This is a genomic window from Frankia sp. AgB1.9, from assembly GCF_016786355.1.
Taxonomy (GTDB): domain Bacteria; phylum Actinomycetota; class Actinomycetes; order Frankiales; family Frankiaceae; genus Pseudofrankia.
On the sequence record NZ_JADWYX010000024.1, the window covers coordinates 79,506 to 99,815 of the forward strand.

The 20,310-nt window shown below is 72.1% G+C and carries 18 protein-coding genes; 13 read left to right on the forward strand and 5 right to left on the reverse strand.

Features of this window, described 5'->3' with window-relative positions; all coding sequences use genetic code 11:
* Nucleotides 1-192 precede the first annotated feature (192 nt).
* Together I6A60_RS11815 and I6A60_RS11820 are read left to right on the forward strand one after the other, a co-directional pair.
* Nucleotides 193-1,443: a cytochrome P450 gene (locus I6A60_RS11815; RefSeq protein WP_203015497.1), complete on the forward strand. Its 1,251-nt coding sequence runs from the start codon at nt 193-195 to the stop codon at nt 1,441-1,443.
* 56 nt (nt 1,444-1,499) lie between these two features.
* Nucleotides 1,500-2,336 (forward strand): alpha/beta hydrolase, encoded by an 837-nt coding sequence (locus I6A60_RS11820; protein ID WP_307873643.1) that lies wholly within the window; start codon nt 1,500-1,502, stop codon nt 2,334-2,336.
* A 20-nt stretch (nt 2,337-2,356) separates the two neighbouring features.
* Here the strand turns inward: I6A60_RS11820 and I6A60_RS11825 are convergent, their stop codons facing one another.
* Nucleotides 2,357-3,547, reverse strand: coding sequence for a cytochrome P450 (locus I6A60_RS11825; RefSeq protein ID WP_203015495.1), 1,191 nt, complete (start codon nt 3,545-3,547; stop codon nt 2,357-2,359).
* Between the two features lie 320 nt (nt 3,548-3,867).
* On the opposite strand from I6A60_RS11825, the gene I6A60_RS11830 reads away from it, so the two are divergent.
* A complete protein-coding gene (locus I6A60_RS11830; protein WP_203055607.1) occupies nt 3,868-4,539 on the forward strand; it encodes a TetR/AcrR family transcriptional regulator in 672 nt (223 codons plus the stop codon).
* Here I6A60_RS11830 and I6A60_RS11835 read toward each other — a convergent pair.
* Nucleotides 4,484-5,683, reverse strand: a complete 1,200-nt coding sequence (locus I6A60_RS11835; RefSeq protein WP_203055608.1) for a thiolase family protein — start codon at nt 5,681-5,683, stop codon at nt 4,484-4,486. The two genes, I6A60_RS11830 and I6A60_RS11835, sit on opposite strands and share 56 nt — an antisense overlap.
* 277 nt (nt 5,684-5,960) lie before the next feature.
* Here I6A60_RS11835 and I6A60_RS11840 point away from each other — a divergent pair, with 277 nt between their 5' ends.
* The 5 genes from I6A60_RS11840 (at nt 5,961) to I6A60_RS11860 (ending at nt 11,650) form a co-directional block, all read left to right on the forward strand.
* Nucleotides 5,961-7,592, forward strand: coding sequence for an OB-fold domain-containing protein (locus I6A60_RS11840; RefSeq protein WP_203015491.1), 1,632 nt, complete (start codon nt 5,961-5,963; stop codon nt 7,590-7,592).
* Nucleotides 7,593-7,663: 71 nt separating this feature from the next.
* Nucleotides 7,664-8,479, forward strand: coding sequence for an SDR family NAD(P)-dependent oxidoreductase (locus I6A60_RS11845; RefSeq protein WP_203015489.1), 816 nt, complete (start codon nt 7,664-7,666; stop codon nt 8,477-8,479).
* A 119-nt stretch (nt 8,480-8,598) separates the two neighbouring features.
* The gene (locus I6A60_RS11850) at nt 8,599-9,450 is read left to right on the forward strand and encodes a mycofactocin-coupled SDR family oxidoreductase (protein WP_203015486.1); all 852 of its coding nucleotides are present in this window, start codon (nt 8,599-8,601) and stop codon (nt 9,448-9,450) included.
* A 179-nt stretch (nt 9,451-9,629) separates the two neighbouring features.
* Nucleotides 9,630-10,424, forward strand: coding sequence for an SDR family NAD(P)-dependent oxidoreductase (locus tag I6A60_RS11855; RefSeq protein ID WP_203015485.1), 795 nt, complete (start codon nt 9,630-9,632; stop codon nt 10,422-10,424).
* A 164-nt stretch (nt 10,425-10,588) separates the two neighbouring features.
* Nucleotides 10,589-11,650: a Rieske 2Fe-2S domain-containing protein gene (locus I6A60_RS11860; protein WP_203015484.1), complete on the forward strand. Its 1,062-nt coding sequence runs from the start codon at nt 10,589-10,591 to the stop codon at nt 11,648-11,650.
* Nucleotides 11,651-11,714: 64 nt separating this feature from the next.
* Here I6A60_RS11860 and I6A60_RS11865 read toward each other — a convergent pair whose 3' ends face one another.
* Nucleotides 11,715-12,101 (reverse strand): helix-turn-helix domain-containing protein, encoded by a 387-nt coding sequence (locus tag I6A60_RS11865; RefSeq protein ID WP_203015483.1) that lies wholly within the window; start codon nt 12,099-12,101, stop codon nt 11,715-11,717.
* A gap of 103 nt (nt 12,102-12,204) precedes the next feature.
* On the opposite strand from I6A60_RS11865, the gene I6A60_RS11870 reads away from it, so the two are divergent.
* Nucleotides 12,205-12,822, forward strand: coding sequence for an NAD(P)H-binding protein (locus I6A60_RS11870; RefSeq protein WP_203015577.1), 618 nt, complete (start codon nt 12,205-12,207; stop codon nt 12,820-12,822).
* A 153-nt stretch (nt 12,823-12,975) separates the two neighbouring features.
* Here I6A60_RS11870 and I6A60_RS11875 read toward each other — a convergent pair whose 3' ends face one another.
* Nucleotides 12,976-13,386, reverse strand: coding sequence for a nuclear transport factor 2 family protein (locus tag I6A60_RS11875; RefSeq protein WP_203015481.1), 411 nt, complete (start codon nt 13,384-13,386; stop codon nt 12,976-12,978).
* Nucleotides 13,387-14,155: 769 nt separating this feature from the next.
* Between I6A60_RS11875 and I6A60_RS11880 the strand changes: the two genes are divergently transcribed.
* The 4 genes from I6A60_RS11880 (at nt 14,156) to I6A60_RS11895 (ending at nt 19,394) form a co-directional block, all read left to right on the forward strand.
* A complete protein-coding gene (locus tag I6A60_RS11880; protein WP_203015479.1) occupies nt 14,156-15,655 on the forward strand; it encodes an HNH endonuclease signature motif containing protein in 1,500 nt (499 codons plus the stop codon).
* A 103-nt stretch (nt 15,656-15,758) separates the two neighbouring features.
* Nucleotides 15,759-16,670, forward strand: coding sequence for a phosphotransferase (locus I6A60_RS11885; RefSeq protein ID WP_203015477.1), 912 nt, complete (start codon nt 15,759-15,761; stop codon nt 16,668-16,670).
* Nucleotides 16,671-17,491: 821 nt separating this feature from the next.
* The gene (locus tag I6A60_RS11890; RefSeq protein ID WP_203015475.1) at nt 17,492-18,718 is read left to right on the forward strand and encodes an aromatic ring-hydroxylating dioxygenase subunit alpha; all 1,227 of its coding nucleotides are present in this window, start codon (nt 17,492-17,494) and stop codon (nt 18,716-18,718) included.
* 34 nt (nt 18,719-18,752) lie between these two features.
* On the forward strand, nt 18,753-19,394 hold the full coding sequence (locus I6A60_RS11895; RefSeq protein ID WP_203015474.1) for a nucleoside deaminase: 642 nt from the start codon (nt 18,753-18,755) through the stop codon (nt 19,392-19,394).
* A 157-nt stretch (nt 19,395-19,551) separates the two neighbouring features.
* On the opposite strand, the gene I6A60_RS11900 is transcribed toward I6A60_RS11895, so the two are convergent.
* Nucleotides 19,552-20,310, reverse strand: a 759-nt coding sequence (locus I6A60_RS11900; RefSeq protein ID WP_203055609.1) for a class I SAM-dependent methyltransferase, incomplete at its 5' end; no start/stop codon positions are given.

Consider the following 20,310-nt stretch of genomic DNA (forward strand, 5'->3'; position numbering starts at 1 on the left):
ACGCCGAAACGCTCGATCCGATGGGATTCCCGCCGCCGGCTCGACCAGCAGGCCGACACGCTATCGACCGTCTTAGGCCGGGTCCATGGCCAGAGTCTTATCGATCCATCGCACATTGGTGCAGCGCGAACTTTCGCGGCGCCGGAAAATGAGATCGCCGTCCGGACCGGCGGCACGAAGGAAGCGGACCTCATGACCTCTGGCCAGCTCGGGAACGTCGTGCCCGACGCGCTCGACCTGTTCGACAGCGCTCATCGCCTCGACCCGTACCCGGGCTACGGCCGGCTGCGGGACACCCCCGGCCTGGCCGCCGTCCGGCTCGGGGACACCGAGGTCACGCTGCTGTCCCGGTACGCCGACTGTGCCGCCGTGCTGCAGAGCCCGGCGTGGGGGCACGGGAACGCCGATCGGCTCAGCCCGTTCTGGGACCAGGAGACGAGCCTGCCGGGCTCGTTCATCCGGATGGACCCGCCGGACCACCGGCGGCTGCGCGCGCTGGTCAACAAGGCGTTCAGCGCCCGGATGGTCGCCGACCTCACTCCCATGATCACGGACCTGGTGGACAGCCTGGTCGACCGGGCCGTCCAGGCCGGTGGGCTCGACGTCGTCCGGGATCTGTCCGCGCCGCTCGCCCTGGCGATGGTGGGCCAACGGCTGCTCGGCGTGCCGGCGCGGGACTCGGACCTGCTGCGCGCCTGGGAGCTGGCGATCGCCCGTGGCACCGACCCTGAGCCGCTGCTGTCCGCCGAGGAGATCGCCGGGCGCGACGAGGCCGGCGCGGGCGTCGTGGGGTACCTGGCGGACCTCGTCCGGCGCCGCCGCGCCGAGCCGCGGGATGACCTGCTGAGCCGGCTCATCGCCGTCGAGGAGGCCGGGGACGCGCTCAGCGCGCCCGAGGTCATCGGTATCTGCGTGCTGCTGCTCATCGCCGGGATGGAGACGAGCATCAACCTGGTCGGCAACGGCGTCCGGGCGCTGCTGGCCCACCCCGACCAGCTGGAGCTGCTGCGCCGCCGGCCGGAGCTCACCGGCCCGGCCGTCGAGGAGATCCTGCGCTACGACACCCCGACCCAGTTCACGATGCGGGTCGCCCTGACCGACACGACGGTCGGCGGCCGTGGTTTCCGCCGGGGTGACGGCGTCATCGTGCTGATGGCCTCGGCCGGCCGGGACGGCGCGGTCTTCACCGAGCCCGACCGGCTCGACCTCACCCGCTACGCCGAACCAGGCCGCTCGCCCCGCCACCTCGGCTTCAGTCTCGGGGCGCACTACTGCCTCGGGGCACCGCTGGCCCGGCTGGAGGCGTCGACCGCGATCGGGACCCTGGTGCGGCGGGCCCCGGGCCTGCGGCTGGTCACCGACGGGCCGCTGGCCTACCAGCCAAGCATCATCCACCGGGGCCCGCGCTCGCTGCCCGTCGAGCTGACCACCGCCGCGGCCTGACGGCGCCGACGCCCACCGCCGCCGGGGCGGTCAGGCTCCCAGCGGGTCGCGTGTGGGTGGCCGTTCCAGCCAGAATCGGAGCAACGCTGACGGTCAGCGGTACCCGCGTCCGCGAGGAGCTGCTCATCACCGGCACCGGCGTCCCCGAAGCAAACGGTTCCGGCGTGGACGGTGTCCTCGACGCGGCCGGGCCCACCGCGCCCGAGGGCGGTCCAGCCGGCGGCGAGCGGCCACCGCTCGTGGTCCTCGTGCACGGTGCCCGCGACCAGGGATCGAGCTTCGAGCGCGTCACCGCGCTCCTGGGCGACCTGGAGGTGCTGTCCTACGACCGCCGTGGCTGGGGTGACGACCCGGCCTGGGACGGCGTCCCCGCCGGCGTCGACGGGCACACCGACGACCTGCTCGCGCTGATCGGGGAGCGGCCCGTCACGGTCGTCGGGCACAGCTGGGGCGGCCACGTCGCCGTCGCCGCGGCCATCCGGCGGCCCGACCTCATCGCCTCCGTCGGCCTCTGGGAGACGGCGCTGCAGTGGGAGCCCTGGTGGCCGGCGGACCACCGGCAGCTCATCAGCAACGCGGTCGCGCGGCTGCGGGAGAAGCCACCGGGCACGCCGCGGCAGAACCGCGAGCGTCTGCTGTTCGTCGCGGAGGCGACGGAGATGTTCACCGCGCCCTACGACCTGGCCCGGCTGAAGGCCCGGTGCATCGTCGGCTACGGCGACGCGCCCTTCCCCATCTTCGAACCCGGGGTGCGCGCCTTCGCGCGGCTCATGGACGCCGAGCGGTTCGAGCTGCCCGGTGCCACCCACATGGCGCACCGCGAGAACCCGGTCGACTTCGCCCGTTTCGTCCGCCGCGCGGTCGCGCTGAGTCGGCCCAGCGCAGCGGCCTGACCGGCCCAGCCTGACCGAGCTCAGCTCGTCGAGCAGGTGACGACGGCGTCCCGCAGCTCGTAGCTCATCAGCCCGTCGCACCAGGTCATGTCCGGGACGCGGGCGAGGCGGACGTCGGGCAGGCGCATCAGGGCGTCGAGGAACACCCGGGTCTCGGTGATCGCGACCTGGGCACCGGGGCACCGGTGGCTGCCGTCGCCGAAGCTCATGTACGAGCCGACGGTCTTCTCACGCCTGGCCCGGTCGGGGTCGACCGCGTGCGGGCACTGGCCCACCGTCGCCGGGTCGACGTTCGCGGCCCGGATGTTGACGGCGAGCAGCTCCCCCGCCTTCACCGAGTCCAATCCAAGGTCGGCGTCCTCGGTGGAGCGCCGGTGGAGCATCGCGGCGACCGGCTCCAGGCGCAGGATCTCCTCCAGGATCGCGGTCTGGTCGGCCTCGTCGCCGGCGGTGAAGCGGGCGCGCAGGGCGTCGTCGTCGAACAGGTGCCAGGCGGCCATCACGATGAACTCACGGGTCGTCACCATCCCGGCGACGGCGTAGGTCATGCACTCGGTGAGGATCGCCTTGTCCGGGTAACCCTCGTCGAGCAGGTGCGAGATGACGTCGTCCTGGCGCCGCTCGCGCCGGGATCTGATCGCGGGGCGCACGTCGCGGACGAAGAACCGCATCGCGTGCACGGCGGTCACGGCCTGCAGGCCGAAGCGCACGACGGGGTGCGCCCCGCGCAGCCGGGTGCCGAGCAGGGTCGCCTGGATGCGCTTGGCCATCCCGGCCTGGTTGCTGTCCGTCAGGCCGACGATCTCCGCGGCGACCGCGACGGCGAGCTTGTAGCTGAGCTTGTCGAGCTGGCCCGTTCCGGTGGCCCGCACCCCCGCCAGCAGCTCCTCGGTCGTCCGCTCCATGACCAGGCGGTGGCGGGCGCTGATGGCCTTCGGGGTGAAGAACCGGGCGATCGCCGTGCGCCGGCGGCGGTGACTGTCGCCGTCGAGGAAGAAGACCGGGCAGAACTCGTCCTCCGGGTCGATCTGGTCGGAGCTCGCACCGGCCTGCCGCATCTGCGCGCTGCGCAGGATCGCGCGGCCCAGCTCGAAGCTGCCGACCACCCGCGCCCCGGCGTCGGCGTGCACCCGCTGCGCCGCCAGAGCCGCCGACTTGCGGTCGTCGCGCGTCGGGTCCAACGCACGCGCGGGGAGCTCCGTAGTGGTCACAGCCGCCTCCAGGCCTTTGCCGATCCGGTGGACCGAACCGGTGGATCTCAGACAACCCAGGCACAGCGTAGGCCATCTCGTGCAAGAAGTCTTGCACGAGTCACGGCGCCGCCAAGAGCCGCCCGGAACGCGGGTGGCCGCGTCTCACGGGGCGGCGATCTCGACCTGCCAGGGTCGGGCGACTAGGTTCGGGCGACTAGGTTCGACGCCGGGCCGCGCTGGTGCCCGGAACAATGACCAGGTCTCGGGCCAGGGCAGGCGCCGGTACATCGACGAGGTCCGGCGACAGGCCTCGCGACGCACACGGAGGAGAGAACCCGATGGTGGCCGGCGGCTCAGGCACCGGATCGGCCCCTGACGGGCCGCGCGGCGCCGCCCGGCAGTCCCCGAAGGCTCGCTCGTACGAGAACTCGCAGCGCTCCAGGCAGGCAGCGGCGACCCGGGAGCGCATCGTCGCCACCGCCACGGACCTGGTGCACGAGCTGCCGAACTGGGACTGGCGCAACCTGACCGTCCGCGCGGTGGCCAGGCGGGCCGGGGTGAACGAGAGCACGGTCTACCGGCATTTCGCCACCGAGCGCAACCTACGCGACGCCGTCCTGCGCCAGCTGGAGACCGAGGCGGGCGTCGAGCTGGAGAACCTCACCCTCGACAACTTCGGCCAGACGATCGCGCAGACGTTCACCTATCTGGCGACGTTCCCGATCGACAGCCAGCCGATCGAGGACCCGACCTTCGCGGCGCTCGACGAACGCCGCCGCCGCGCGCTGCGGGCCGCGCTCACCGAGTCAGCCGCCGGCTGGACCGACGAGGAACGCGAGATGACCGCCGCGGCGCTGGACGCCTACTGGAGCGTCGGCACCTTCGAGCGCATGGTCACCACGTGGGACCTCGACCCCGAGAAGGCGACCAGCGCCGCCACCTGGGTCATCGGCCTCATCGCGGCGGCGGTACGCGACGGGCGCGGCCCCGGAAAGCCCGCCGGGGCCTAGGCACGCCGACGCCGGCGCACATCGACACGACGCCGAGCGAGCTCCCCCGCCGGCGCAGCTCGTCGACCATCGTCACGACCATCCGGGCACCGGTGGCGGCGATCGGGTGGCCGAGGCTCGCGCCGCTGCCGTTGACGTTGACGATCTCGGGCTTGATGCCGAGCTTGCGGATCGTCGCCACCGGCACCGAGCAGAACGCCTCGTTGACCTCGAACAGGTCGATGTCCGCGAGCGTCAGGCCGGCCCGGTCCAGCGCCTTCGGAATGGCCAGCGACGGGCCGAGCCCGGTCAGCGCGGGGGCGAGGCCCACCGAGGCCCACGAGCGGATCCGGGCCAGCGGCGCCAGGCCGTGCGCCGCCGCGTACTCGCCGCTGACGACGGTGACGGCGGCCGCGGCGTCGTTCAGACCGGCGGCGTTGCCGGCGGTCACCGTCGCGTCCGGCAGCTCGGGGTGCAGCAGCCGCAGCTGGGCGAGCGTCTCCACTGTCGTGCCCCGGCGCGGGAACTCGTCGGTGTCGAACACCTTCGTCGTCCCGTCCGGCTGCGGCACGTTGACCGGCACGATCTGGTCGACGAAGTAGCCGCCGTCGATCGACGCGATCGCCTGGCCGTGGCTGTAGGCGGCCCACTCGTCGACGTCGAGGCGGGTCAGGCCCAGCTCACGGGCGGTGTTCTCACCGACGGTGATCGACATGTCGAAGGCGGGGGCGTCCGCGGTCTCCGGGTGCGACGCCGACACCCACGTCACCGGGTTCCCGTCGGGGCCCCGCCTCGTCGTGGTCATCGCGCTGTTGGTCAGGCTCTCGGTGCCGCCGGCGATGACCACCTGGTCCATGCCGGCCCGCACGCTGCCCGCCGCGATCGCGACGGCCGCGAGGCCGCCGGCGCAGTGCTGGTTCGTCGCGATCCCGGCGACGTCGGCCAGGCCGAGGCGCACCGCGACGTTGCGGGACAGGACACCGCCACCCTGGTACGCCTCGGCCAGCACCAGGCCGTCGACGTCGCGGGCCGGCACCCCGGAACGCTCCAGCACGGCGGGCACGACGACCTCGGCGAGCTGGAACGCGTCCAGGCTGACCAGTGATCCCTTGCGGGCCCGCGCGATGGGCGTACGCGCGGTCGAGACGATGACTGCGTCGGTCACGGTGAACTCCTCGGGGACGAACGCGCCCGGGAGACCGGGACGCTGTCAGACTGCTGCTGGTCGAGACCCACCGCCGGAGAAGGTCATCGTCGGCGGCCGACGCACCACACCCCGCCTGGGCACCGCCGCCGTGATACATCTACATATAACAGGCCCCCGGTGGGGTGCGTACATCGATCGGCCCGCGACCGCCGACACACCCTGCTCGGCCTCGCGAAGAACCGATCCGTTCCGGGGCGGCCACGCCCCGCCCACCGACTCCCGAGGAGCGAACACCGTGCGGCCTCTCCCGCAGCTGACACCGGCCAACACGTGGTTCTGGACGTCGGGCGCCGACGGCCGGCTGCGAATCCAGGGCTGCGCCGACTGCGGCACCCTCGTGCACCCGCCCGTGCCGATCTGCCCGAGCTGCCGGAGCCGGGCGTCGGCGCCGACCGAGGTCTCCGGGCGGGGCACGGTCATCGGCTTCACCGTGAACGCCCACCAGTGGCTGCCGGGCTTCGAGCCGCCCTACGTCATCGCGGTCGTCGCGCTCGCCGAGCAGGCCGACGTCCGGCTGACCACGAACATCGTCGGCTGCGCGCCGGACGAGGTGCACATCGGCCAGGAGGTCGCGGTCCGGTTCGAGCAGCACGAGGACGTGTGGCTGCCGCTGTTCGAGCCGACCGGCGGCACCGACCCGGTCGACCGCGTCCCCGAGCCGAGCCGGCCGGTCCCCCGCCCGCCCGTCAGCGACGAGCGGTTCGAGCACCGGTCCGTGCTCTCCGGCATCGGGCGCTCGGCGATCGGCCGGCGGCTCATGGTCGACCCGCTGTCGCTGACCGTCGACGCCTGCCTGGAGGCGGTCGCCGACGCGGGCCTCACGCTCGCCGACATCGACGGCCTCTCGACCTACCCGGGCGGCGACGGCGCCCTGGGCGGGATGAGCGAGGGCGGGGTCACCGCGGTCGAGGAGGCGCTGCGGCTGAACCCGACCTGGATCAACGGCGGCATGGACATCCCCGGCCCGGGCGGCGCGGTGATCGCCGCGATGATGGCCGTGGCGAGCGGGCTGTGCCGCCACGTGCTGTGCTTCCGGACGGTCTGGGCGTCCACCTCCGCCGCCCTGGGCATCCACGCGGGCGGCGGCGGCCGGGTCTCCGGGATGTTCGAGTACCGGGGGCCGTTCGGGGCGATGTCGGCGGCGAACTGGATCGGCATGAACGCCAACCAGTACCTGCACCGCTACGGCGCGACCCGGGAGCTGCTCGGCGCCATCGCGGTCAACGCCCGGGCGAACGCGGCCCGCAACCCGGCCGCGATCTACCGCACCCCGATGACGATGGACGACTACTTCGCGGCCCGGCCGATCAGCTCGCCGTTCGGCCTGTACGACTGCGACGTGCCCTGCGACGGCTCGATCGCGATCATCGTCTCTGCCGCCGAGACCGCGGGCGACCGGCCACGCCCGGCGATCCGGGTCGAGGCCGTCGGCACCCAGATCAACGAGCGGGTCTCCTGGGACCAGGGCACCCTCACCCACGAGCCGCAGGTCCTCGGCCAGGCCGCGCACCTGTGGAGCAGGACCAGCCTGCGCCCGGCCGACGTCGACGTCGCGCTGCTCTACGACGGCTTCACCTTCAACGCCGTCTCGTGGCTGGAGGCGCTCGGGTTCTGCGGGCTCGGCGAGGCGCAGGACTGGATCGACAAGGGCCGCCGGATCGCGCTGGACGGCGAGCTGCCGGTGAACCCGCACGGCGGCCAGCTCTCCGAGGGCCGCACGCACGGCTTCGGGTTCCTCTACGAGGCGGTGGCGCAGCTGCGCCACGAGGCCGGCGCCCGCCAGGTCGCCGACGCCCGCACCGCCGTCGTGACGACCGGCGGCGGCACCCCGTCCGGTGTCCTCCTGCTGCAGCGCGACGCCCACTGACCCGCGGCGCCCACTGACCCGCGACGCCCACTGACCACGGCCCTCTGGCCTGTCTCTGATCGGGGAGAACGATGAACGAATCGGCACCGGCGCCGGTAGCGGTGGTCACCGGAGCGGCGAAGGGCATCGGCCGGGCGGTCACCCGCCGGTTCGTCGCCGACGGCGGGCGGGTCGTCGCCGGCGACGTCGACGAGGCCGGCCTCGCGGCGCTCGCCGACGAGCTCGGCCCGGACGCGCTCGCGACGATCCGCTGCGACGTCACCGTCGAGGACGACATCGCGGCGCTCGTCGACCTCGCCACGGCGCGGTTCGGCCGGCTGGACACCGCGGTCGCCAACGCCGGCGGCGGGACGCTCAGCGAGATCGCCGACCACGACTTCGACGAGTGGCGCCGCGTCGTCGACCTCTGCCTGCACGGGGTGTTCCTGACCGTCAAGCACGCCAGCCGGGTGCTGCGCGACGCCGGCCACGGCGGCTCGATCATCGCGCTCGCCAGCCTCAACGCCATCCAGGCCGGCCGCGGCATGGGCGCGTACTGCGCCTCCAAGGCCGGCGTCGTCGCGCTGACCGAGGTCGCCGCGCTGGAGCTCGGCCGCCACGGCATCCGCGTCAACGCGCTCGCGCCCGGGCTGGTCCGCACGGCCCAGACCGGCGGCGTGTGGGCGCTGCCGGGCGTCCTGGACGAGTTCGTCGAGAACACCCCGCTCGGCCGGTTCGCCGAGCCGGAGGAGATCGCCAACCTCGTCGCGTTCCTCGCCTCCGACCAGGCCTCGTTCATCACCGGCGCGCTCTACAGCATCGACGGCGGCGCGCGGACCAGGCGGTACCCCGACATGGTCGCCGGGGTCGAACGGCTGCTCACCGCCGGCGCTCCCGCCGCCGGCTGACCGCGGCTGTTCTAGCGCCTCTCCTCGCTGACCTCTATACCTTTCAGAAGAGCGTTCATTCCGTCGGGGCGCGCCGGCTATCCGCGCCGCCGTCGTACCGACAACCGAAGGGGTTTCTCATGGGCAAGCTTGAGGGCAGGGTCGCCTTCATCACCGGCGCCGCCCGCGGCCAGGGCCGCAGCCACGCGATCCGCCTCGCCAGCGAGGGCGCGGACATCATCGCGATCGACCTCTGCGAGCAGATCGCCAGCGTGCCCTACCCGCTCGGCACCCCCGAGGACCTCGCCCAGACCGTCAAGGAGGTCGAGGCCCTCGGCCGCGGCATCGTCGCGGTCAAGGCCGACGTCCGGGAGCGCTCGCAGCTGAAGGCCGCCGTCGACGAGGGCATCGCCCGGTTCGGCCGCCTCGACATCGTCCTGGGCAACGCGGGCGTCTGCCCCTGGGACGACTTCTCCCTGGCCAGCGGCTTCGTCGACTGCACCGACGTCGACCTCATCGGCGTCATGAACACCGTCGCGGTCAGCCTGCCGCACCTGACGGCCGGCGCCTCGATCATCCTGACCGGCTCCACCGCCGGCATGATGAAGGGCACCACCGAGGTCATGGGCAACACCGGCGGGGTCGGCTACTCCTGGGCCAAGCAGACCGTGGCGCGCTACACCGAGGTCCTCGCGCTGCAGCTCGCGCCCCACAACGTGCGGCTCAACGCGATCCACCCGACGAACGTCAACACCAACCTGCTGCAGAACGAGCGCATCTACAAGACGTTCCGCCCCGACCTGGAGAACCCGACCCGCGAGGACGCCGAGCTCGCGTTCCCCGTGCTCCAGTCGATGCCGATCCCGTACATCGAGCCGAACGACGTGAGCTCGCTGGTGCTGTTCCTCGCCTCCGACGACTCGAAGTACATCACCGGCCTCAACCTGCGCCTCGACGCCGGCGGCATGCTCAAGGGCGAACCGGCCTTCTGACCGTCCACCGACCGCCGCCTGCCCCCGGGTCGGCGGCGGTCGCCGTCGTCAGCGGCCGACGCCGCGGCACGCGTTGATAGATCTAGACCTTTCGGCCTAAGCTGACCACGTGGACAGCACCTGGGCCCCGCTGGGCCGACGACGTTCCCCGCTTCGGCGCCACCGGGTCGGAGGCTGAGATGGACCTCGGCATCCGTGACAGCGGGTTCGTCATCGTCGGCGGCACGGCCGGTATGGGCCTGGCGACCGCGCAGGTCCTGGTCGCCGACGGCGCGCGGGTCGTGCTCGTCGGCCGGGACGCCGACCGGGCCAAGGCTGCCGTCGAGCGGGTCGGCGACCGGCGGGCGGCGGCGGTGATCGGCGACGTCAGCCGCCCCGGCGAGGCCGAGCGGATCCTGGCCGAGGCGGTCGAGGTGCTCGGCGGGCTCGCCGGCCTCGCCGTGACCACCGGAACCTCGATGGCCGGGCACCGCAACCTGGAGACGGCGTCGGACGACGTCTGGGCCGAGGCCGTCGACGACGTGCTGATGGGAACGGTGCGCACGGTCCGGGCGGCCGTCCCGCACCTGGTCGCCGCCGGCGGCGGGACGGTCGTGACGACCGGGGCCTACGGCATGCGCGCCTACCATCCCGACCGGCTGCCGTACCTGACGCTGAAGAGCGGGGTCGCCGCGTTCACCAAGACCGTCGCCCGGGCGTACGGCGGCTCGGGGGTCCGGGCGAACTGCGTCTGCCCCGGCGCGATCGAGACGGCCTCGCTCGCGTCGATGCGCCAGGCGCTGGCGCAGCAGCGCGGTGTGCCGCCGGAGGGCCTGCTGGAGCAGGTCATGGTCGACGAGTGGCACATGGACGTCGCCCTGCGCCGCCCGGGCACGCCCACCGAGGTCGGCGAGCTCTTCGCCTTCCTCCTCTCGCCCCGCGCCGGCTACCTCACCGGCGCCGTCATCAACATCGACGGCGGCACCCAGTTCTGACCGGCCCCCTGGTCGGCGGCGGTGACCTTTGGCGAATCGGTTCTCGGGCGCAACGCGGCCGAAACCGGGTCGCGATGTCGTCGGTGTTCGCTCAGTACGCGGCCGAGTGGGTAGCCGGCGGTTCCGCACCGCCTCCGCCCGGCCATCGGAGGACAGTCCCTGCCATGAGGGCCGCCCTACAGAGCTCCACCGCCGGCGAGAACCCGGACCGGGTGACACGGCATGACGGGCCCGACCATCTCGTGGTCTCCGACCATCCGGTCCTTCGCCGGTTCTGGTACGCGGCCTGCCTCGCGCACAACGTCGGCGCGGAACCGGTCGCCGTCACCGTCCTGAACACTCCCCTGGTGCTGTGGCGGCCGTCGCCGGACGCCCCGGTCAGCGCGGCGCTGGACCGGTGCGCCCACCGGGACGCGCCGCTGTCGCGCGGCTGGGTCGCGAACTGCCATCTCGTCTGTCCGTACCACGGCTGGGAATGGGACCGGGCCGGGCACACCCAGCGGATTCCGCAGTTCCCCGACGCTCCGCACCCGACGAGAAGCGGCCTGACCATGGTCTCGGCTCGCGAACGGTACGGAATGGTGTGGGTCTGCCTGGCCGACGACCCGGTCGCCGACATCCCGCCGGTGCCCGAGTACGACGACCCCGCCTGGCGGCGGGTGCCGGAGTACGAGTTCGACTTCGACTGCACCGCCATGCACCTGCTGGAGAACAACTTCGACCCGGGCCACGTCGCCTTCGTCCACCGCGACACGTTCGGCAATCCGGACCGCGCCGAGCTGACCGACACCGAGGTGACCCGCGAACCCTACGGCCTGCGCACCTTCGGCCAGGTGAATGTCGACTCCAGGCCCGGCGAGATCGGCACCACCACCCGCACCACCGTCTCCAAGCTCTACGCGCCGTTCTTCGGGCACATCCACATCACCTATCCGGACGGCCTGCGGCACCTGATGGTCAAGGCCATCACGCCGGTCGACGACGAAAGCTGCCGCCTGGTCCAGCTGGTCCTGCGCACCGACACCGAACAGGACCGGCCGGCGGCCGACATCCTCGCCTTCGACGTCGCCGTGGAAAGCGAGGACCGTGCCCTGCTCGACCTGCTGCCGACGCCGTTCCCACTCGCGCCGCACCTGAACGTCCACGCCCGCGCCGACCGCAACAGCCTGGCGATCCGGCGCCTGTTGACCGACCTGGTCACGGACCGCTGGCTTCCGTCCTGGTAGCAACCTGGCGGCCCGGCGACCTGACGACCTGGCGACCTGACGACCTGGCGCGGGCCGAGACCGCTCAGCCCGCGCGGTCCAGTCTGGCGGCGTCGTCGTGAGCCTCGCGGGCCTCGAGTAGCTGGTCCCAGTGTTGCGCCGTCCAGGCGCAGGCGGCCGCCATCGGCTCCAGCAGGCTGCGGCCCAGGGCGGTCAGCTCGTACTCGACGTGGCGGGCCGCCTCGGGCCGGACGGCACGGATGACCAGACCGTCGCGTTCGAGGGCTCGCAGCGACTGGGTAAGCACCTTGGGAGTGACCCGGCTCAGCGGCACGCGCAGCTCGGAGAAACGGCGCGGGCCGTCCTCCAGGCAGCGGATGATGAGCGCCGCCCATTTGTCACCGAAACGGATCGGGTTGAGCGACGACGGGCAGAGCTCGTCGAAAAGGTCGGCGGGCAGCGGCTCCCTCATGGTCTCACCGTAGCCGGTATCCATCGGGTAACCACCGACCCGCATAACGTCCGCCTGCCGGCCGGCGCAACGGCGCCGGCCCTGGAGACAGGCGGTTTCCACGATAAACATCGTGGTGTTCGGCGCGGGCGGACGGGCGGGGCGGCGGGCCGTTTCCGAGGCGCTCCGGCGTGGCCACCAGGTCACCGCGGTCGTCCGTGACCCTTCGAAGCACAGTGATCTGCGGGACGCCCAGGTGATCGCGGGCGATGTCACCAGCGCCGCGGACGTCGAACGCGCGGCGGCCGGCCAGGCGGTCGCCATCAGCGCCGCAGCGGACCTGTCCGTACCCGCGGACGAGTTCTTCACCGCGTCGTCCCGCGCACTGGCCGCCGGGCTCGCGAAAGCCGGCGTGGGCCGACTGGTCGTCGTCGGCCTCGCCTCCGTCCTGCCCGGAGCGTCCGGCTCGGCGTTGATGGACGAGCCCGGTTACCCGAACGAGTACCGTTCTTTCTCGCTCGGGCACGCGGCGGGCCTCGCTGAGCTGCGCAAATGCGACCTGGACTGGGTCTACGTGGCGCCCGCGGGGGATTTCGACCACGAGGGCCCGGGCACCGGCCGATACCGGATCGCCGAGCACGGCGACGCGGACAGCCGGATCACGTACCCGGACTTCGCAGTCGCCCTACTCGATGAAGTCGAGAAACCAAGCCACCACCGCACCACCGTCAGCATCCGATAGGGGCGGTGCTTCCGGCTGCGCATGATCGCCGTTTGCGCCCTGAACTGGTTGTAATCACGGCCCGACGGCGACCAGTCGAGGGCCAAAACGGCGATCATGCGCGCGCGAGAGACCGGCAGATCATCGGCGACACCAGGATTCGCGCGAATGCGGTCACTGTTCGAAGAGCACTCGCTTCATGTAGGACGTGTCGCAGTACTCCCGGACGGAGACGATCAGGCCGTCGCGTACCTGGAACAGCACCGCGTAGTCATTGTCGTACGGCGTGCCGGAGCGGGCCTGGGCGTGGCTCGTCCACTCGGCGACGGCGTACTCGCCATCGGCGAGGATCCGGTGGAGGGTCTGCGTCACCGCCACCTCGGGGTCAAGGGTGGCGACGACCTGGGCGAGGAATCCGTCGAGGATCTCATCGGCGCCGGTCCAGGTGCCGGCCACCGGAAGGTCACCGCGAATCGTCCAGGTCGCCTTCGGCGCGAAGCTCGCCCGCAACGCCGCCAGGTCGCCTCGGCGCAGCGCGGCCACGTAGGCGGCGACAACAGCGCGGGTGGTTTCGGTGGTGGTCACAGGAAAACGGCCTTTCATGGAAGCGGTGCGTGCGAGGCTGACGCCCCGTTGATCGCGAACTGACGTCACGAGATCAGTGGACCAACCCTGTGCGCCCGCTTCAACGACCAAACATTCGCTGCGGTCATCACTGTCACTGATGAATCGAGGCCGTGGACTACCCTCCGGCGACCGGGGCCTACTCTCGGTCAGACCCGGCGACGTTCCCAGGCCCGACCACAGGACCAGTGCCCCCTCCGACAAGGTTCGCCCGCTTCCGGCCTCCCAAGGTTGGCCAGGCATAGAAGGCCGGCCCTACCTCATGGTCGATAGAAGACGCGTGCGGACGACCTGAGGTAGGACTCGACGGAACCAGACCAGTGACCACGAACGCCCGCCCAACCACGGTTGACGCGGCACTAGTACCGCCCCTGGCGAGGTTCATCCGTTCCGGCGTCCCCATGATCACCGTTTCGGCCCTCCGGTGGTCGTTACCCGGCCTTTTTCGTAGCCACCAGAGGGTGAAAACAGCGATCAAGGCGACGGGCAGACCTTGTCGGTCGCGGCACTGGTTCGTGACCTCGGCGACGGCCAAGGGCGGGCCTGCCACGAGAAGCAGCGGCATTGGGCGGTACGTCGACGTGCCTAGGTCTTTGGCCCACGATTCCGGCAACCGATTCACGGAAGCTACTTCCGCCGCGAATAGACGGTTTCCCTGCATAAACTCCGAGAAGCGCGTACCATCATTCCAGTCACTTGCGCATTTTCGGCCCGGCGATATCATGAATTCATGTTCGAATCGGGCGCGGGCTGCGCCCCGCCGCCCGCCGTCGCCTCGCCGGTTTCCCAGGCACCTGACGACCCACCCCTCCGCGGGCCGCTCACGCGTTCTTCAGTTGGCGACCCACCAGCCGTTGACCGGCCGCCTCAGACCTGTCTCTCTCGCTACGACACGCCCGACGTCGACCTCGCCGACAGACTGAACGACGTCGACGCGGTCTTCGACGAGGTGTTGAACGGTCTGGCCGTCAGTGACGCGACGGCGACGTTGGCGCCGGCGAGCCGGTTGGCCCGATGGAACGCTCGGTTGGAAGGCCTGACGATCCACGCCCAGGTGCACCTCGCCAGGCTCCGGCCGCCAGTTCCCGACAGCGGCCACGACGAGGACGGCGACCCGTACTCGGGGTTTGCGGCGGACGAACTCGCCGCCGAGATGGGCCAGTCGCCGCGCACGACGTCCTCCCGGCTCGCCACCGCCTGGGATATCGCCCATCAACTGCCCGCCTCGCTCGTCGAGCTGACCGCCGGCACGCTCGACCACACCCGGCTCATGGCACTGCATCGGCTCACCATCTGTCTCACCGCCGGCCAACGAGCCATGGTCGAGGCCACGATGCTCGCAGGCAGCCGACTCGCCTCCCCGCCCCAGTGGCGCCGCAAGATCCACCGACTCGTCGCCCGGATCGACCCGGACGCCGCCGCGAAACGCCGGCGACAGGCGCAGTCCGAGCGCAGGATCGATATCCAACCCCTCGACGACGGCTTGGCTCTCCTGACCGCGGTCCTCACGGCCGAGGACGCCCAGGCGATCTACGACCGGGTCCACCGGATCGCGAGCACCGACGCCCACGCCGACGGCGACACCCGCCCGATCGACGCCCGCCGCGCCGACGTCCTCACCGCCCTGCTCCTGGGAAACCGCCGCGAGTACGTCAGCGTCGAACTCCAGGTCATCGCCCCTGTCGGCACGCTGGCCGGCTTGGACGAGGATCCCGCGGAGCTCATCGGCTACGGCCCGATCCCGGCCGAGGTCGGCCGCGCTCTGGCCGCCGACGCCCATTGGCGCCGCGTCCTCACCGACCCGGCGACGGGGACCGTCCTCGATCTCGGCCACCGCAGAGTTCCCACCCCAGCGCTCGCCCGCCTGATTCGCCACCAGCAGACACGATGTCTCTTCCCCGGCTGCGGCATGCCCGCGGTCCACACCGACATTGACCACACTATCGCCCACTCCGCCGGCGGCCGCACCGCCCTCAACAACCTCGGCCTCCTCTGTCGGCGCCATCACCGCGCTAAACACATCGGCGGCTGGACTCTCGATCAGCCAAAACCCGGCGTCTTTGTCTGGACCAGCCCAGCCCACCACACGTTCACCACAGACACGACAACCAACGAAGAAGAGGCAACCACCCACCTCGACCCACCCGAAAACAACCACGCCAGCCTGCGGCGAAGCCGATCCGAAATCCCCACCGAGCGAGTTTCCTCTGAGACCCGCTGCCCATTCTGACCGCCACATCTCTCGGCCCCGAATCGCCGTTCAACAAGCCCACAGGCCGGTGGGGCCGCCTCCCCTGACAAGCCACGAGAAGCAGAAAGGACGGTCCTGGTACATGGTCGACTCCGCGTCGCTGCTTGCCGCGCTGCTGGCAGAGATTGGCGAGGCAGGCGAGGTGGCGCGCTCACCGCTCCGGGTCTGGGCGATGTCCGGCGTGGAACGGGTCCGGCTCCCGTCCAGCGGCCAGGTCATCTTCAAGTACGCGCGGGAGCCATTCACCGGCGAAGCGGACGTTCTACGGGCGCTCGCGAGGCAGGACGTTCCGGTTGCCGGTCTACTGGCCAGCGTCCGGCACGGCGAGCATCTCGGGATGTTGCTCGAAGACCTCGGCGACCCGGAACGCGAGGCCACGGACGCCGAGGGCGCGATCGCCGCGGTGGTCGCCCACGGCGCGAAGCCACCGGACTGGCTGCCGTTGCTCGACGTTGCCGCCATGGCGGACCTGCCTGGACGGGCGTTGACAAGCCTGATGGAACTGCGGTCGCGGGGCCGCTGGCAGGACACCGATGACCTTGGCGTGTTGCTGGGCGTTCTCGCCACGGTCGCCGACGATCGGGCTGCGGACGCCGCCATGCCGCCGTTCGGCCTGTGCCATTCGGAGTTCCACCCGACCAGCCTGCACGTCGGCCAAGAAGGGTGGCGGCTGCTCGACTGGGCACGGGCCGTCGTCGGCCCGGGACTCATCGACCTGGCGTCCTGGCAGGGAACGACCGGGCCGCCGGACGTCGAGGCGCTCGACAGACTGATCGCTGCGTATGTGGCCGCCGGCGGCGCGCCAGAGGCAGCGAAGCCCCGGGGAGGCGTGCCGGCGGCGTCATGGGCGCTCGGTTGGCACCGGCTGTGGGCTGTCGAGTGGTATCTCGAACAGGCGACGACCTGGATCAACGACCCGTCCCAGGACACCACCGTGGAACCAGTGGTCCGGCGGCATCTGAAGGAGGCGGCAGAACACCTGACGCTGACGTAGTGCCGCCTCCGGCAAGGTTCGCCCGTGCCGGCGTCGCCATGATCGCCGTTTCGGCCTTCCGGTGGTCGCTGCCGGGCCTGTTTCGTAGCCACCAGAAGGCGAAAACAGCGATCAAGGCGACGGGCGGACCTTGGCGGTCGCCGCAGTTGCTCGCGCGGTCAATCTGGCGCTCTGGGAGGCGCACGGGCGTGGCCGGATCAGGACGCATGGGCTCGGTTATCGGCCGGCGACAACCTCGATGCTGACCCGGTCGGCGGATCGGGCCGAGTTGCCAGCAGTCGGGCGTCGGGCACCGGGCACCGGGCACCGGGCACCGGGCACCGGGCACCGGGCATGGATCAACTCGTCGCGTTGCGGCAAGTTTCCCCGGCCGGATGTGTCGGTCGGGCCGCGCGCCCGCCCGGGTCAGGCGCCGGGCAGGATGGACCGACACGCGGTTGTTCGACGGATGCCACCGGTACGTAACGCCGGCGGCAGAGAGTCGGGGAGTTCGCAACGGGAAGCAACGGGAAGGAGGTGTGCCGGATGACGCAGGATCGCAGCGTCGACATGCGCCGCCATGTCCACCGGCACGCCTGGACGCGCGGACGGATCGCGCACGGCGCCTGACGGCCCCTGACCGGCCCGGCGGCCAAAGCGGCCCCGCCCTCGTGGCTACCGCGCCTCGCGGCGGCCACACCTCGCGGCGGCCGCACCTCGTGCCGGCCGCACCTCAGGCCTGCCACACGTCCGGCCGCACCTCGTGCCGTAGCCGGCACCAGCCGATCCTTTCGTCCCGCGCGCCTCGCCGCGCGCGGCCCACAACCCTGCGAGGCATCCCGATGGCCGACGTTCTCACCGCGCCCGCCGCGTCGGTGACCCTGCCGACCGACTGTTCCTTCGAGCCCGACGACTGGGCGATCCTCGCCCAGCACTGGTACCCCGTCGCCCTGTCCCGCGAGGTCGGCGACCAGCCCGTCGCGGCCCGTCTTCTCGACGAGCGACTGGTCATCTACCGGGCCGGCGCCGAGGTGGTCGTCGCCCGCGACATCTGCCCGCACCGCGGTGTCCCGCTGTCGATGGCCACCGGTGACGGGCAGAGCATCGCCTGCGCGTACCACGGTCTGCGGTTCGGGCCCGCTGGCGCCTGCGTGGCGATCCCGGCGCATCCTCAGGCGAAGATCCCCGCGCGGATGGCGTTGACGACGTTTCCCGCCGTCGAGCGCTACGGACTGGTCTGGACCTGTCTCGCACCTGTCCGCGGCGCAGGGCGCGCGGTCGGTCTTCGCGATGGTGACCGCCGCCCCGGCTCCGCCGCCGAGGACGGCGACGACGGCACGGCCGGCGGCCGGGCTGGCGGGACGGCAGGTGACACGGCCCGGGGCCGGGAGCGTGGGACGGACGACGGCACCGCTGGCGGGACGGACAACGGGACCGCCTGCGGCACGGCGATTCCGCGGATGCCGCACTGGGACGAGCCCGGGTTCCAGCGGGTGACCTGCCCGCCCTTCGACGTCGCCGCGTTCGCCGGCCGCCAGGTGGAGGGCTTCCTGGACGTCGCACACTTCGCCTTCGTGCACACCGCCACCTTCGGCGACCCGAACGACACCGAGGTTCCGGAGTACTCCCCCGCGCCGACCGAGAACGGCTTCGTCGCCGACTACTGGAGCACCGTGGGCAACTACCCGCACGGCGGCCGCCAGGGCGAGCCGGGGTTCCGCTGGCTGCGGCACTTCGAGGCGCATCTGCCGTTCACCGCCACGCTGGTCGTGCACTTCCCGGGCGAGGGCCGCCTGTCGATCATGAACGCCGCCTCGCCGGTGTCTGCGCGGCGGACCAGGATGTTCGCGCCGATCGCGAAGAACTTCGACACCGGCCAGCCCGACCAGGAGATCTTCGACTTCAACCTGCGGATCTTCGAGGAGGACCGGGCGATCGTCGAGGCGCAGCGGCCCGAGAACCTGCCGCTGGACCCCCGCATCGAGGTCAACATCCCCGCCGACCGCAGCTCCGTCGCCTACCGCCGCGGTCTGCGCGCGCTGGGCCTGAGCCATTTCTTCACCGCCTGACACGTTCACCACCTGACAGGGAGGGCCACCCCGCGTGAACGCCAACAGCAGCACCGGTCCCGTCACGACCAACACCAGCAGCACCAGTCCTGTCACGACGCTCAACGTCACCCTGCCGGCCTGGGTGGACGAGGAGGTGAACGCCGCCGGCTCCGTGCTGCCCGACGTCGAGGACCGGATGCGCCTCGTGCACCGGCTGGCGGACCGCAACCACCGGGAGGGCCACGGTGGACCGTTCGCCGCGGTCGTCGCCAGCCCCGACACCGGCGAGATCTACGCCGCCGGCGTCAACCTGGTCCTCGCCACCGGGCTGTCGTCGATGCACGCAGAGGTCGTCGCCCTGTCCTTCGCCCAGGCCCGCCTCGGGCGCTGGGACCTCAGCGCCGCAGGCACCCCCGTCGAGCTCGTCGTCAACTGGCGGCCCTGCGTCATGTGCTACGGAGCGACCATGTGGTCCGGCGTCCAGCTGCTCACGATCGCCGGTTCGGGTGACGAGATCGAGACGCTCACCGGCTTCGACGAGGGCCCGATGCGCGAGGACTGGGCCGAGCAGTTCGCCGGCCGCGGCATCACCGTGCGGACCGACGTCCTGCGCGACGAGGCCCTGAAGGTCTTCGCCGACTACGGCGGCCGCCCGGACGTCGTCGTCTACAACGCCCGGCGCGGCGGCGCCTAGGCCGTGCCTCAGAAGTGCGGTGCCCCAGAAGTGCGGCTCCGGCGTCCCCATGATTGCCGTTTCGGCCCTCAAATGGTCGTAGCCAGGCCTGTTTCGTGACCACCCGAGGGCGAAAACGGCGATCAAGGCGACGCGCAGACGTCCACCGTCAGGGCAACTAGGCCTCGCCCGTGGGCCGCTGGCCGCGGGTGGCGAGGGCGAGGAAGCGGTGCGGCGGGTCGTCGTAGCCGTCCAGCCGCCAGCCGCCCGCGGCCAGCAGGGGACCGAGCCGGGCGGCCGAGAGCGGCTCGGCGGGCCGCAGGGGCCGGCCGGGCCGGGCCGCGAGCGCGGCCCGGCCGGACGGGTGGAAGATCGCCAGCCTGGCGCCAGGACGGCTGACCCGCGCGAGCTCGGCGACGCCCGCGGCCATGTCCGGCAGGTGATGGACCAGGCCGGCGGCGAACACCGCGTCGAGGGACTGGTCGGCGAGCGGCAGCCGGCGGGCGTCGGCGAGGACGAGGCTGGCCGCATCGGCGCGCCCGGCCTGGCGGGTCGCGGCGAGCATCTCCGGGGTCACGTCCAGGGCGAGAACCCGGCCGGCCGGCCCGACGGCGTCCTGCAGGGCGGGCAGCGCCCGGCCGGTCCCGCAGCCGGCGTCGAGCACGGCCGCCCCGGGCCGCACTCCGAGCTCGCGGACCGCGGCGGCGTACGCGGGCAGGTCGTCACCGAACTTGGTGTCCCAGCCGGCGGCGCGGATGCCGAAGAACGCCTGGCTCTCCCGGACGTGCCAGCGCCCGTCGCCGGCGAGACCCGCCGCGACCCGGCGGATCACCGGCCAGCCGGGGTCGTCGACGTCGACGCCGATGTCCGCCGCGCGCCCGGGGGGCGCGCGGGGGGCGGGCCGGGGGCGCCGCCGGGGGGCGCCGGGCCCTCCGGG

Bases quoted from the DNA above. Each gene is read 5' to 3' on its own strand.
- I6A60_RS11815 (WP_203015497.1), top strand. From the start codon at position 193: ATGACCTCTGGCCAGCTCGGGAACGTCGTGCCCGACGCGCTCGACCTG.
- I6A60_RS11855 (WP_203015485.1), top strand. From the start codon at position 9,630: ATGGACCTCGGCATCCGTGACAGCGGGTTCGTCATCGTCGGCGGCACG.
- I6A60_RS11830 (WP_203055607.1), top strand. From the start codon at position 3,868: ATGGTGGCCGGCGGCTCAGGCACCGGATCGGCCCCTGACGGGCCGCGC.
- I6A60_RS11880 (WP_203015479.1), top strand. From the start codon at position 14,156: ATGTTCGAATCGGGCGCGGGCTGCGCCCCGCCGCCCGCCGTCGCCTCG.
- I6A60_RS11845 (WP_203015489.1), top strand. From the start codon at position 7,664: ATGAACGAATCGGCACCGGCGCCGGTAGCGGTGGTCACCGGAGCGGCG.
- I6A60_RS11890 (WP_203015475.1), top strand. From the start codon at position 17,492: ATGGCCGACGTTCTCACCGCGCCCGCCGCGTCGGTGACCCTGCCGACC.
- I6A60_RS11850 (WP_203015486.1), top strand. From the start codon at position 8,599: ATGGGCAAGCTTGAGGGCAGGGTCGCCTTCATCACCGGCGCCGCCCGC.
- I6A60_RS11885 (WP_203015477.1), top strand. From the start codon at position 15,759: ATGGTCGACTCCGCGTCGCTGCTTGCCGCGCTGCTGGCAGAGATTGGC.
- I6A60_RS11860 (WP_203015484.1), top strand. From the start codon at position 10,589: ATGAGGGCCGCCCTACAGAGCTCCACCGCCGGCGAGAACCCGGACCGG.
- I6A60_RS11865 (WP_203015483.1), bottom strand. From the start codon at position 12,101: ATGAGGGAGCCGCTGCCCGCCGACCTTTTCGACGAGCTCTGCCCGTCG.